The sequence below is a fragment of the Blautia sp. AF17-9LB genome (assembly GCF_003479185.1).
In the GTDB taxonomy this organism is placed as follows: Bacteria; Bacillota; Clostridia; order Lachnospirales; family Lachnospiraceae; genus Fusicatenibacter; species Fusicatenibacter saccharivorans.
In genome coordinates this window covers 47,381-61,929 of record NZ_QUGU01000008.1, presented here as the reverse complement: position 1 = coordinate 61,929, position 14,549 = coordinate 47,381, and the positions used below count along the sequence as shown (strand labels likewise).

The window sequence follows — 14,549 nt, the reverse complement described above, 5'->3', positions numbered from 1 at the left end:
TTCTATTTCATTCTATTCTTTTCTTTATACCACCTGATCCTTCGCAATAAATACCGGGAAGGAATCGGTTCCTTTGAGCTGTTTTCCCTCAGATACCGTAACGTATTTATCAGAAACAACGTACTCAATCTCAGCGCCTGCTTCAATCACAGTATCCTGCATCAGAATGCAGTTCTTTACTTTTGCTCCCTTGGCTACCTTGACACCACGGAACAAAATGCTGTTTTCGATTTCGCCTTCGATCACACAGCCGTCTGCTACCATCACGTTTTTCGCTTTTGATCCGTTGATATAACGGGTCGGATTGTCATCGCGGACTTTAGTATAGATCGGGTTTCCCAAGAAGAGGCTATCCAGATTTTCATCTTTTAAAAGCTTCATGTTCTCATCGAAATAGCTCTTCATATCATCAATTCTTGCCTGATAGCCGGTAAACTCATATCCCTGAATGTTCAGCTTCTCAGTTTGGGGTGCCAGGACATCACGCTCAAAGAATTTATTTCCAAGGACAAAACCTTTTTTGATTTCGTCGATCAGAAGCTGACGCTCCATCACGTAGATATTCATCGATACATTCTGTACTCCGTTTTCCTCCGAGTTTACAAAGATCTTGCTGATCTTCTGTCCTGCCATGGAGAAGGTGTAGTGCAGATAATTGGTTTTCTCGTAAGAGCTTCTGACGCCTTCCGGAATCGGCTGCTTGGTATAAGCTGCAGTAACATCTGCGCCGCTTTCGATATGCTGATTCAGCATCTCTTTGAAATCAAAATTGCAGGCAATGTTGGTGTCTGCCATAACAACATATTTTTCTTTCTGCCATTTCAGGAAATCGAGAACATTTGCCAGTGCTTCCACTCTTCCGGAATACACCTGAATTTTCTTCTCGGAATAAGGCGGAACAATGTTTAAGCCGCCTTTTTTTCTGGCGAGATCCCACTCACGTCCGGAGCCGAGATGATCCATCAGCGAATGGTAATTTTTGCGGACGATAATGGATACATTTCCGATTCCGCAGTTTACCATGCTGGATAAAATAAAGTCCACCATGCGGTAACGGCTGGCAAAAGGAATGGAGGCCATCAGACGCTCGTTTACCAGATCCGGTACCTGCTCATCATAGCTGTTTGGGAAAATGATGCCCAGTGCATCTGCATTTGCGTTTACCATTCTTCTTCACCATCCTTTACATTTGCATTTACCATTGCATTTGGTCCTACTTTGGCACGCTCACCGATATGGATTCCGGATCCGATGGTGGCAACACCTTTTTCACCGTCATGCGGCATTTCTCCTACCACGGCATTCTGGCCAATCACAACGTTTTCCGCAACGATACAGTGTTTCACGACTGCTCCGGATTCGATCACGGTTCCTCCCATGATAACGGCATCTTCTACTTCTGCGCCCTCTGCAACCTTTACACCGGAGAACAAAATCGAACGTTTGACATGACCTGCAATACGGCAGCCATCGGTGATCATACAGTTTTCCACAACGGCGGTTTCTGTGATCTTATGGCCTGTTTTTCCGCTGTTTCGGCTGTAAATCTTCCAGTCATTGTCAAAGAGGTTGATTCCGCTGTGTTCCGGATCGAGGATTTCCATGTTTGCCTCCCACAAGGAGGAGATGGTTCCTACATCTTTCCAGTATCCGCTGAAGTGATAAGCGTACATATTGCGTCCGTCTTTTAAAAGATTCGGGATGATGTTGTTTCCGAAATCGTTCGAAGAATTCGGGTCTGCCTCGTCCTCAATCAGATATTTTTTCAGGATATCCCAGTTGAAAATGTAGATGCCCATGGATGCCAGATTGGATTTCGGCTGTTTTGGTTTTTCCTGGAACTCGGTGATTTTGTCATTTTCATCTGCCACCATAAGTCCGAAACGGGATGCCTCCTCCCACGGCACTTCCATAACCGCAACGCTGAATTCTGCGCCCTTTTCCTTATGGAAGCGTAGGAAATCACTGTAGTCCTGTTTGCAGATCTGGTCTCCGGAAAGGATGATGACGTACTCCGGATCGTAGCTCTCGATGAATGGAATGTTCTGGTAGATGGCATTCGCAGTTCCTTTATACCAGTCAGAACCTGAGGCTTTCTGATAAGGAGGCAGCACGTGAACACCTCCATGGAGGCGGTCCAGATCCCACGGCTGGCCGTTTCCTATGTACTCATTTAACACCATTGGCTGATACTGTGTCAGAATACCTACGGTATCAATTCCGGAATTTACGCAGTTAGAAAGCGGGAAATCGATGATTCTATATTTTCCACCAAATGGAACTGCCGGTTTTGCAAGCTTCTCGGTCAGCGCATAAAGGCGAGATCCCTGACCTCCGGCAAGAAGCATTGCTATCATTTCTTTTGCCATAATCTATCCCCCTGTTTTAATAGATGCATTCATTATAACACACTATTTGCTCTATGGACAATCTTTTTGTGCATTTTTCACTATTTTTTATTTTTTTAACGATTTTATTCTGTATTTTTCTCCAGTTTTACAGTTCTTTCGTGAGCTTTTTACATTTTATGCCACCAAGCTTGGCTTGCAGATTGCGGAAATCGCTTATCTCTTGCAGTCACAGCCTTGCTCCTTTGACCGTACAAAAAGCAGCCCCGCAAAGCCTTATGGTAAAGGTCTGCGGGGCTGCTTCTATGTTTTTTTGATTTTTTATGCTTTTGTAACGGTAACTGCCTCTTCGAGTTCGAACTGATCACCGTATGGTTTGCAGTCATCATATGCGAGGGACTGCAGAACAACATTCAGAATGCGGTATGCACAGGTCTGAAGCTGTCCAATCGGCAGAGTTCCGTCTGCAACAGATGCTACAATTTCCTGACGGTTTCCTTGCTGGCCAGGCATCTGCAGATCGTTTCCTGCAAGAACACACTCTCTTGAAGTGGAATGTCCATATTTCAGGTTATATTTGTAAGCGAACAATCCGCTCATGTCCTCTGAGGTTCCCCAGTCGGTCATGACATAGCCTGCGAAGCCCCACTCATCTCTTGCTGCTGCCGTCAGAAGGTCGTGGCTGTTGGCAGTATGTACACCGTTTACCAGGTTGTACGAGGACATGATTGTCATCGGCTGTGCTGTCTTGACTGCGATTTCAAAGCCCTTCAGATAGATTTCACGCATTGCACGCTCGCTGATATGCTCATTGACGTACATACGGTTGTCTTCCTGGTTGTTGGCTGCAAAGTGCTTGATACTGGTTCCGATTCCGGCATGGGACTGGATTCCTCTGGTATCGGCTGCTGCACACAGACCTGCCACAAGCGGATCCTCTGAATAGTACTCGAAGTTTCTTCCGCACAGCGGATTTCTGTGAATGTTCATGCCAGGTGCCAGCCATACGGAAATGTGGAATTCTTCCATCTCTTTTCCGACGATATCACCGCATTTCTGAATCAGATCCATGTTCCACGATTGTGCAAGAAGCGCTGCTACCGGGATTGCGGTGCAGTACTGGAAATACTCCGTGCCGCCTTCCGGAACTTCGATTTCATTTTTGTTAAACGCATCTTCCAGAGGATTTCCGGAGGATACCATCTTTCCGTCTGCATCAACGACAAAGTGCGGAATCAGACGAAGACCGGCCGGACCGTCTGCAAGAATCGTATTGTAAATACCTCTGTCCGCAAGAAGAATGGAAGTCGTATCTCCCGCTGCTCCAGGCGCCATATCGGAAGAAGATCCGATAAAGCCTTCCTGTCCGAGGCCGTCTGCCGTACCATTGCAAACGGTAGCCATCTCTTCTACGGTCAGCTGCGATACGAGATCTTTTAACGTCGCTTTTCCGCTCTTTACATCTGCCGCAGTCAGCTTCTCTCCCTCATAAACTGGGAATGCTTCCGGTGTTCCACTGTAAATAACGGTCTCTGTCTTGATGCATTTACTGCAAATCTCAATCTGTTTTGCAGCTGCTTTTTCTTCTGCCTCACCTTCATAGCTGTACGGTGTTACGCCTGCTTTGGAGAGTTCCTGCGGAGCGTCATCTGCCGGGAAGAGATTCTTTCCCTGAACCGTAACAACGGTCTCTTTGAGATTCAGGGCTGCTGCCACTTTCGTTGTTCTGGAGCTGTTACCGACACGGATGTAATACGTTCCTGCTTCGAGTACCCATGCTGCTTTTTTCTCATCGTAGGAAGCCATAGATCTCGTCGGGAAGGAAATGGTAATCGTCTGGGACTCACCCGGCGAGAGCAGATCGGATTTTCCGAAGCCGCCAAGCTCCTGATACGGTTTCTCAATCGTTCCATCCGGTGCGGAATAGTAAACCTGTACGACTTCTTTTCCGGCGAATGTATCACCAATATTCTTTACGGATGCGGTAACGGTAACGTTCTTATCATCTGCCTTCACGTCCCTTACTTCCGTCTCGAAATCAGTATAGCCTTTGCCGTAGCCGAAGCAGTAGTTCGGGGTTACGTTGAAGGTGTCAAAATAACGGTAGCCGACATAAATGCCATCGCTGTAATACTCATCGTTAGTGTCACCGTTGTTGTGGCTGAAATTTTCGGAGGACGGATAGTCTTCATAGGAAGCAGCCCATGTATCGGTCAGCTTTCCTGATGGGATGCTCTTTCCGAGAACAACGTCTGCAACGATGTTTCCGGTTGCATTTCCGGCCTGTCCTGCAAGAAGAATTGCATTCAGTCCTTTGATTTTCTTTAACTCTGTGGTGTCTACAAGGTTCGCAATATTCAAAATTAAAACTGTTTTCTCATAATGCTCTGCCAGATAGGCAATGTCAGCGAGCTCGTTTTCGCCGAGCAGATAATCGCATGCTCTGTTATAGCGGTCTGCACCTTCACCGGAGTTTCTTGACAGAACGTAGATAGCGGTATCGGTGTCCTCTTTTTCGGTAATCGCAGGTACATCAGGCTGCGCAAATGCTTCCGAGAACATGACAGCAAAAATCGGAATGTGAAGCTCCTCTGCTTTTTTTGCCAGCTCTGCCTGATATGCAGCCTGCGCATCTGCAAGCACTTTGTCATATTCGTCAAGCCATTTACCGGTCAGAATTTCAAAGCCGGCCTCTTTTAAGCCCTGTTCAATCGTAACAACCGTTCTTGTGTTAACGTCTCCGGAACCGGTACCCCCTTTTACCGTGTGGCGGACGCCGTTACCATAAACTGCGACTTTTCCTGCACCGGCAAGCGGCAGGGTTCCGTCGTTTTCAAGAAGTGTCATGCACTCACCGGCCAGTTCACGTACCAGCGCGGAATGTTCTTTTTCTCTAGCAGATACTTCTCCTGTTTTTGATGCATAAAATGTTGCCATAATTCTAATACCTCCCAATAACAAATTCACATATAGCGCTTTTATTGTAACGCATTTTTCGTCATTATGCAAAAGTTTTTTCACCCGTTTTCTCATATTTTATTTGTATTTTGTGCATTTTCTCTTATTATCCGACTTTTCTGTCTTTTTTTCGCTCATTGATTTCTTTTTTTATTTTTTATATTGATGCTTTTATTCTATTGATTTTTCTGTAAACGATACGCTTTTTCCACCTTTTTTCGTCTTCTTTCACAAAATTCGTTGACGCGTTTGATTTTGGCAGTATAATGGAATCACAGATCAATTTTAGGAGGCCCCAATTATGTTAAAACAACTTTCTATTTTCGCAGAAAATAAAAAAGGCACGATGCAGCAGATCACACAGATTCTGTTTGAAAATGACGTCAACATTTTAGGTTCCGTCAACAATGACAGCGCAGAGTACGGCATTGTCCGCATGGTCGTTTCCGATCCGGATAAAGCAGAGCAGGCGCTTCAGGCTGCCGGTTACATGACACGCCAGACGGATGTACTCGGTGTCGAGGTAGTTGATCAGCCGGGTAACTTAAATTCCCTTCTGAAAACACTGCTTGAGACAAATATCGACATCGACTATATCTATCTCTCTTTCAACCGCGAGTCCGGCTGCCCGATCATGGTGTTCCATGTACCGGATGTGTACGAGACAGAAGCAAGCTTAAAGAGCAAAGGATATACCGTTCTCTAGAGCATGTTTGAAAAACACGAAAAAAGACATCTAACGAAGTGATTTTTCACCTCTGCAGATGTCTTTTTCTATATCATCTATTCTTTTTCTTCATCCTCAAACAGATGATCCCGCGTAATGTTTTTTGCCCACAGTCCGCTCTTATACCGTTTCAGAACCCACGGCCATTTTACAAACTCATCTGTACACAACAGGAAATAAACCACAAGGACAGGAAGCTTGAAGACAAACGCTGCAATAAATCCAAGCGGCACCGCGTAGCACCACATATCAATCGTATCGCAGACCAGTCCGAACTTTGTGTCACCTCCGGCACGGAATACTCCGGCAATCAGCGTTGTATTGACGGCAGTCCCCATAATATAATAGGTGTTAATCAGCAGCATATATTTCAGATAATGCATCGCGGTCTCATTTAAAGAAGCAAACTTCAGTACAAACGGCGTGATACCCAGTACAACCAGTCCGCCCACAGCTCCGGTAACAACCGTCAGCTTCAGCAGTTTAGACGCATATTCCTTCGCCTTTTCCAGATTTCCTTCTCCCATAACATTTCCAAGCAGAATACCGCCCGCACTTGCCACACCAAAGCACAGCACAGTTCCGATATTTCTTACAACGACAACGAGCGAGTTTGCCGCTACCGCATCGCTTCCCAGATGGCCCAGGATCACAGAATACATCGAAAATGCAACGCCCCAGGAAAGATCATTTCCAAGCGCCGGAAGTGACAGCTTCACAAAATCGGAAAACAGCATCTTGTTGCGGATGAACATGTACCGCAGATCGAGCTTGATATCCTTACTCATGATCGACACAATCACACAGCCGATCAGTTCAATGACACGCGACATCGCCGTTGCGATTGCAACACCGGTTGCTCCAAGCTTCGGAAATCCGAAGAGGCCAAAAATGAAGCATGCGTTGAAAAATACGTTCAGTGCGAATGCCATCATATTCATCGCCATGCTGATCGTCACACGGCCGAGGCTTCGAAGTACCGCAAGATAGATCTCCGTGATGCCCCAGCACAGGTAGGTCACACCCATGACGCGCAGATACGAAGCACCGATCCGGATCAGTTCCGCATTATCTGTAAACAGACGCATCATCATCTGTGGCATGGTAAAAGCAATTCCTGCCACAACAACGGAGATGATGACGGAGAATCGAAGTGCGATTCCCTCGACAGTCTGAATTGCGCGCATATTGCCCTTTCCAAAGTACTGGGCACACAGAAGTGTTGCTCCTGTTCCCAGTCCGTAATAAACCATAAATAATACATTTGCATAGTTGGATGCCAGGGATACCGCGGAAATAGCGGACTGTCCCACGTAGTTCAACATCACGACATCGGCAGAGTTGACTGCCGCGCTTAAAAGATTCTGAATCACAATCGGCAGAACCAGCTTAAAAATCTGGCTGTAAAAGCCCTGCTCTTTTGTTGTTGCCCTCATGTTTCTTCTCCATTTCTCTTCTTTATTTGTCTTCTTTCTTTTCCTGTTTTGCCTTCACATACGGATATCGGACCTGCGTGTAAACAAACATCACCAGAATATAGATGCCGCATGCGATCGCCGCGGGAACCGTAAGATCCGACAGATTGACATACGAGGTTCCGATCATCAGAATGCCGATGAAAAACAGCAGAATGTGAAGTGTCCGCTTTTTCATACAAAACGCAGACTTCTGATACTCTTCCGGGAAGATATCCGGCAGACGCCAGCAGGCCAGGAGTACCATAAATTCCGTCACCATATCGGTTCCGACACCCATGTTGGAAATCAATGTCAGATCCATTCCCGTAAGGATCGGAATGGCGCCCATCAGGAAAAAGACCATCAGAAGGATCGCCGGAACACCGTTTCTATTCTCCTCCGCGGTTTTTTCCGGCAGCCAGCCCTGTTTTGCGGCAGCCTGCAGTCCTCTTGTCACCCAGCTCAAGGTTCCGTTCAGGGTGGTAAGCAGCGCAAATACGGCACCACCGAACACGAAAAACAGGTACAGCCAGGTTGGAAAAATCTCCTGTGCGACAAGCGTCAGATTCTGAAATGCAACCGTTTCGACCGGAAGCACGCCGCCTGCCACGATACCGATCAGCACATAGAATACAGCAACGATACTCGTGGAAAGCACGATAACCTTTGGAATTGTGCGGGACGGCTCCACAATATCGTCTCCGTTCTCCGCAACGAATTTTGCGCCTCCGCACGCAAAACTCAAAAGTGCCACGCCTGTGAAAAAGTTCTTCGGACCGTTCGGCATCAGGTTGGATACCGTCGGTGTCAGGGCATCCCAGCTTACTTTGGGCAGCCCGAATACAATAAATAAGAACAGGCTCAAAAGCAGCAGCACAACCATGCCCTTTTGCACCAGTGCGCTCGATTTCAGTCCGATGAGATTGATGGCGGTGCAGATAACAAGTGCTGCCATTGCGACAGCCGACTCGCCAAACTGCGGAAAAATCGAGCAGAAATAGCTTGCAAAGCCTTTCGCGTACGTTGCGATCAGAACCTGGCTTAAGACAAACATCGCAATGTACATAAATCCGGCTTTTTCACCCATCAATCGTCGGATGTAAGTAAAGCCGGCGCCTGATGACGGGATTGCGGACGTCAGGATGATGAACGGTACACAGGTGATAACGGCAAGCACGGCACCTAAAATAAACGCTGCGGCAATGCCGTGTCCTGTCAGACCGATGACGATTCCCGTCAGTACCATGATGCCCGAACCGATGATCTGTCCGATCGCAAGTCCCATACAGTCGGAAATATTCAGTTTTTTATGACCTTCCCCCATACATTTTCCTCCCTTTTTCTCCCAATGTACTCTCGTTTCTGTTGGCGGATCCCAACAGAAACGCATAGCATCCTATTTTTTTATTCTACCGAAATCTCATCGTTTGTCAATTTGCAAAATGCGCAAGGTTTAACGCTTTACCTGTACAGAATAGACAATATTATAATTGAACTCGTTTCGCTTTAATTTTGAACTTTTCAACATTTTTACAATTTTCAGTTTTTCTATTGAACTTTTTTCTTGTCCATGCTACAATAAGCACAGTTTTGAACTTTTTTTTATTTTGTATTCTATCTTAAGGAGATTTTCTATGACAAATGAAACCTTTTCCGACCGTCTGAAACTGGCCATGCAGGCGAAACAGTTCAAGCAGGTCGATTTGATCCGAGCGGCCCAGCGGCGCGGTGTGAAACTTGGAAAAAGCCATGTCAGCCAGTATGTCAGCGGAAAAACGGTTCCGCGCTCCGACATTCTTCACTTTCTGGCCGATGTGCTCCAGGTCGATCCCGACTGGCTGCTTGCAAAAGATTCCACAGTAAACTATACGGCAGATACGGTTTCCGATCCGGCAGAATCCTTTTCTGATCCATCTGCCGCTTCCCTTTCCCAGACAAAAACAGGAGGTTCCCCTATGCGAGAATTTAAAAAATCATCGAAACTCGACAATGTCTTATATGATGTCCGCGGACCTGTCGTAGAAGAAGCAAACCGCATGGAAGCGTGCGGCACACAGGTTCTGAAACTGAACATTGGAAATCCGGCTCCATTTGGCTTCCGTACTCCTGATGAGGTCATCTACGACATGAGCCATCAGCTTACCGACTGCGAGGGTTACTCTCCTTCCCAGGGTCTCTTCTCTGCACGAAAAGCGATCATGCAGTATGCGCAGTTAAAGAAACTGCCAAATGTTTCTATCGATGATATCTACACCGGAAACGGCGTCAGTGAGCTGATCAACCTCTGCATGTCCGCTCTTCTGGATGACGGGGATGAAATCCTCATCCCATCCCCGGATTACCCGCTCTGGACCGCCTGCGCAACGCTGGCCGGTGGAAAAGCCGTCCACTACATCTGCGATGAACAGTCCGAATGGTATCCGGACATTGATGATATGCGAAAGAAGATCACCGACCGCACAAAAGCGATTGTTATCATCAATCCGAATAATCCGACCGGTGCACTCTATCCGAAAGAGGTACTGCAGCAGATTGTCGAGCTTGCCAGAGAACATCAGCTGATCATCTTTTCCGATGAAATTTATGACCGGCTCGTCATGGACGGTCTCGAGCATGTTTCTATTGCATCCCTCGCACCGGATCTGTTCTGTGTCACCTTCAGTGGTCTTTCCAAATCGCACATGATCGCAGGCTTCCGTATCGGCTGGATGATCTTAAGTGGAAATAAAGCTATCGCAAAGGACTATATTGAAGGGCTCAAAATGCTCTCCAACATGCGTCTCTGCTCCAATGTTCCGGCACAGTCCGTTGTCCAGACCGCTCTTGGCGGCCACCAGAGTGTCAACGACTACATCATTCCGGGCGGACGGATTTACGAGCAGCGTGAATACGTTTACAAAGCATTCTGCGATATTCCGGGCATTACCGCAGTCAAACCAAAAGCTGCGTTCTATATGTTCCCGAAAATTGACACCAAAAAGTTCAATATTACAAACGATGAAAAATTTGCTCTCGATCTGCTGCGCGACAAGAAACTTCTGATTGTCCACGGCGGCGGCTTCAACTGGGGACAGCCGGATCACTTCCGCGTTGTTTACCTGCCGCGAATTGAAGTTTTAAAGGATGCGGTTGAAAAGATCACCGACTTCCTCTCTTATTATCATCAGTAAAATTCTGATCACTTTTTTCACAGAGCTCCACCGGAAATACCACCTTTTTTTCCGGCGGAGCTTTTTTCCTTTACCGGATTCTTTCCTGCTGCATTACACTTCACCGGTACCCGGCAAACAACAGGTAACTTTTCGTTACTGTTCACTCAGCAGTGAAACACTTGCTGTTTCGCTGCGTAAGAAAGTGATTCAGGCGTGAGCAGCCCTCCTTTTGCGAAGCAAAACTTTAAATGAGGGCTGCGAATGTTACAGTTCGCTGGGAACCAGTGAACTGTAACAACTTTTCTGTTCCACGGCTTAATTTCGATTGCGGCTCCTGTTCCTTTATGTTATAATTCTTTCAAATCAAGTCACAACCTTTCTTTTGAGTTCTGTTCTCGCTGTATCGCTTCTTGGCGGATGCCGCGCCTCCGACAAACCCGTTACGCTGACCGTATGGACGTATTACAACGGAGATCAGTTAGCTTCCTTTGAACGTCTTGTTGAGGAATTCAATACAACGATCGGAAAAAAAGAGCATATTACGGTCGAAGCCTCCAGTCAGGGCAGCATCAATGACCTGGAAAAAAATGTTCTCGATGCCGCCAAAGGAAGGGTTGGTGCCCTTGCCATGCCAAATATTTTTTCCGCCTACGCCGATACCGCCTATACGCTTGAGCAGATGGGACAGGTCGTTGATCTTTCCCCTTATCTTACAGAGAAAGAAAAGGCTGCCTATCTTCCCAATTACCTGGAAGAAGGTGACTTTTCCGATGACGGCAGTATCCACATTATTCTGACAACCTCCACAAAATTCCTGCGTATCATGGAAATGGCAAGTATTGAACTGGGTGGCTATGAGATGCGTTTTGATCTCAACACGGTCTATGTCACAAAGAACTTTTTTCCCATGCTCAACCTTCCATCTGAAGATGTCTCCGGGCTTTCCACCCGGTATTTCCAGCAGATGCTGCGTGAATTTGACCAGACACATTCTCATACCGTATGGGTCGGGCATTCTAAGGTGTATGAAATTTCATTTTCTGACGGAACAATCCGCTACATCCGTATGGAGACCTCCCGCGAGGGCTATGCGCAGATCGGACTTGTCGAAGATTTTACCTCCGTTATGCTGGAACGGCAGCGCATAGAGCACGAGCGTGATTACGATGCATTGACCGGTCTCTACAATCGACGCGCGTTTCAGCGGGAAAGTGAAGCTCTTTTTGAGCATTCGGAAGTTCTCGGTCACGCTGCCCTTCTGATGATCGACCTTGACAATCTAAAACGCACCAACGACACCTTCGGCCACGACTGGGGCGATGCCTATATCCGGCAGGCAGGACAGTGTTTTATCTCCTCTGTGCCGGCTAAAACGCTCTGTGCCCGTATTTCCGGCGATGAATTTAATCTTCTGTTCTACGGCTACCAATCGCAGGAAGAAATTCGAGCACTTCTGCAGAATCTTTCCCTTGCGGTTTCAAATACAGCCCTGGAGCTGCCAAGTGGTCGTAAACTGCCCCTTCGCCTTTCCGGCGGAGTTTCCTGGTATCCGGAAAACAGTACAGATCTGTCTACGCTGAAAAAATATGCGGATTTCGCAATGTACCAGGTAAAGAAAGCAGAAAAAGGGTACATTACCGAATTCGATCTGGAGCTTTTTACAAAAAACGCAAAGGAAACCGAGATGCGCCGCCTGTTCCATAAAATGTTGAATGAAGAGCTGTTTACGTATTACTTCCAGCCAATTGTTTCCGCTGCGGACGGCAGTATCTACGCCTACGAGGCGCTGATGCGCGGAAATCTCCCGGCACTTACTCGTCCGGATCAGATCCTGCAGCTGGCTCACGAGGAAGAGTGCCTGCATGAAATAGAACGTCTGACTATGTTTCTCTCTGCAAAATCCTATGCCACATTCCTCTCCACCCATCAGATACGCGGTGATGAGCTTCTCTTTGTCAATTCGATTGCAAGCCAATACATGAATCACGATGAGTCAGTGGCTTACGTCGAACAATACAGCTTTCTTCAGGATCGGATTGTCATCGAGATCACAGAGGAGGATTCACAGGATCTTACAGCTCTGTTGAAAAAACGTGAGATGCCGGGATTTTCCGGTGTATTTGCCCTGGATGACTACGGCAGCGGCTACAGCAATGAAAAAACGCTTCTGGAGCTTGCACCGGCGTATATCAAGCTGGATCTTTCCATCATCCGCGATATCGACTCCGATCCGGACAAGCAGCAGATCGTAGAAAATATTGTTTCCTATGCACATCAAAGAGGCATGAAAATCATTGCCGAGGGTCTGGAAACTCCAGCTGAACTTTTGAAGGTACTGGAACTGGATGTTGATCTCCTGCAGGGCTATTTTCTTGCAAAACCGTCCGCTGTTCCGAAACCTGTCAGTGCAGAATCCGTTGCTGTCATAGAACACTTCCGGAAGCATCTTGCGTAATTCCACCTCTTCCTGCAGCATCCTTTCAAATCACAGCATCTATGTCTGATCTGCTGCTTCGAAACAGGTACCGGTCAGCGACCCGGAGCGTATCTGAGCAATCATCCCTCAAAAAACATCCATAGCAAACCCTGCAAAAGCAGGGTTTTGTCTCCACTCTGAAGGATCCTTTTTTATACTTTTTTCATATTTTTCTCCTGTTCGTTCCTCCGCTTCTGTGCTATGATACCTTATAGCAATGACAAATCATCCATCGAAAGGAGTTTTTCTATGTGTACAGCAGCAACCTATCAAACACGCGACTTTTATATGGGCCGCACACTCGATTATGAATTTTCCTATGGCGACCAGATCACCGTTACACCTCGCAATTACCCGTTTTCCTTTCTTCATATGCCGTCCCTTTCCCATCACTATGCAATGATCGGCATGGCGTGTGTGATGGATGATTACCCGCTCTATTATGAGGCGTTCAATGAAAAAGGGCTTGGTATCGCCGGCCTTAATTTTGTAGGAAATGCCGTTTATTTCGATCCGAAACCGGAGAAAGACAATATCGCGCAGTTCGAGCTGATCCCGTGGATTCTCGGTACATGTGCTTCGCTTGCGGAAGCAAAAGAATCCCTCTCCCGTATCAATCTCATCAGCACACCTTTTAAAAAGAATCTTCCGCTCGCACAGCTTCACTGGATCATCGCAGATGCATCGGGTGCCATCACCGTGGAATCCACGGCGGACGGTCTGCATGTCTACGACAATCCGGTCGGCGTTCTGACAAACAATCCGCCGTTTCCAATGCAGATGTTCTCACTGAACAATTACCTGCATCTGTCACCGAAACAGCCGGCCAACACATTTTCCAACCAGCTCGATCTTTCTACGTACAGCCGCGGCATGGGTGGCCTCGGACTGCCGGGCGACCTCTCTTCTGCTTCCCGCTTTGCACGCGTGGCGTTTGTAAAGCAGAACTCGATCTCGGGAAACAGCGAAACGGAAAGTGTCAGCCAGTTTTTCCATATTTTAAATTCTGTTGACCAGCAGAGAGGATGCTGTGAGGTGGCGGACGGAAAGTATGAGATCACGCTCTATACTTCCTGCTGCAATGCGACGCAGGGAATTTACTATTATACGACGTATGACAATCATCAGATTTCTGCGGTTGATATGCACCGCGAGAATCTCGATGGCGAAACGCTTCGCTGCTTTGCGCCGGTGACGGGCGAGCAGATCCATATGCAGAATTAGAAAAATCCGGTACAGAAATCTTTGAGGACCCCTCAAAAAAGATTCTGTATCGGATTTTTTCTACATCTCATCACATATTGTAAAACAGACGTCGCACCGGCTTCTTCTTTTAACCTCTTACTTGTTTAGTAGATATTATTTTACTTTCATTTTTTTCTGTCCCTTCCGGCAGTTTTATGATACACTTTTCGTATTGGAAAACCGATT

At 46.9% G+C, this 14,549-nt stretch carries 9 protein-coding genes; 4 read left to right on the top strand and 5 right to left on the bottom strand.

What is annotated here, in order from left to right; all coding sequences use genetic code 11:
• Positions 1 to 24 precede the first annotated feature (24 nt).
• From glgD to DWX00_RS10105, 3 genes are all read right to left on the bottom strand, one after another.
• Positions 25 to 1,167 carry a glucose-1-phosphate adenylyltransferase subunit GlgD gene (gene glgD, locus DWX00_RS10115; RefSeq protein WP_055227642.1) on the bottom strand — a complete coding sequence of 381 codons (1,143 nt, stop codon included), beginning with the start codon at positions 1,165 to 1,167 and terminating at the stop codon, positions 25 to 27.
• Entirely contained in the window at positions 1,161 to 2,369 is a 1,209-nt protein-coding gene (locus DWX00_RS10110; protein ID WP_022461389.1) for a glucose-1-phosphate adenylyltransferase, read from the bottom strand. Before DWX00_RS10110 ends, glgD begins: the two co-directional genes overlap by 7 nt.
• 300 nt (positions 2,370 to 2,669) lie before the next feature.
• Positions 2,670 to 5,285 (bottom strand): glycoside hydrolase family 3 protein, encoded by a 2,616-nt coding sequence (locus tag DWX00_RS10105; RefSeq protein ID WP_118595154.1) that lies wholly within the window; start codon positions 5,283 to 5,285, stop codon positions 2,670 to 2,672.
• A gap of 322 nt (positions 5,286 to 5,607) precedes the next feature.
• Here DWX00_RS10105 and DWX00_RS10100 point away from each other — a divergent pair, with 322 nt between their 5' ends.
• Positions 5,608 to 6,012: an ACT domain-containing protein gene (locus DWX00_RS10100; RefSeq protein WP_022461391.1), complete on the top strand. Its 405-nt coding sequence runs from the start codon at positions 5,608 to 5,610 to the stop codon at positions 6,010 to 6,012.
• 77 nt (positions 6,013 to 6,089) lie between these two features.
• Here DWX00_RS10100 and DWX00_RS10095 read toward each other — a convergent pair whose 3' ends face one another.
• Positions 6,090 to 7,469 (bottom strand): MATE family efflux transporter, encoded by a 1,380-nt coding sequence (locus tag DWX00_RS10095; protein ID WP_022461392.1) that lies wholly within the window; start codon positions 7,467 to 7,469, stop codon positions 6,090 to 6,092.
• A gap of 22 nt (positions 7,470 to 7,491) precedes the next feature.
• Positions 7,492 to 8,814, bottom strand: coding sequence for an APC family permease (locus DWX00_RS10090; RefSeq protein ID WP_158578796.1), 1,323 nt, complete (start codon positions 8,812 to 8,814; stop codon positions 7,492 to 7,494).
• Between the two features lie 310 nt (positions 8,815 to 9,124).
• Here DWX00_RS10090 and DWX00_RS10085 point away from each other — a divergent pair, with 310 nt between their 5' ends.
• From DWX00_RS10085 to bsh, 3 genes are all read left to right on the top strand, one after another.
• Positions 9,125 to 10,660 carry an aminotransferase class I/II-fold pyridoxal phosphate-dependent enzyme gene (locus tag DWX00_RS10085; protein WP_117804349.1) on the top strand — a complete coding sequence of 512 codons (1,536 nt, stop codon included), beginning with the start codon at positions 9,125 to 9,127 and terminating at the stop codon, positions 10,658 to 10,660.
• Positions 10,661 to 11,024: 364 nt separating this feature from the next.
• The gene (locus tag DWX00_RS10080; RefSeq protein ID WP_118595152.1) at positions 11,025 to 13,097 is read left to right on the top strand and encodes an EAL domain-containing protein; all 2,073 of its coding nucleotides are present in this window, start codon (positions 11,025 to 11,027) and stop codon (positions 13,095 to 13,097) included.
• 270 nt (positions 13,098 to 13,367) lie between these two features.
• On the top strand, positions 13,368 to 14,342 hold the full coding sequence (gene bsh, locus DWX00_RS10075; RefSeq protein WP_055219508.1) for a choloylglycine hydrolase: 975 nt from the start codon (positions 13,368 to 13,370) through the stop codon (positions 14,340 to 14,342).
• Positions 14,343 to 14,549: the final 207 nt, after the last annotated feature.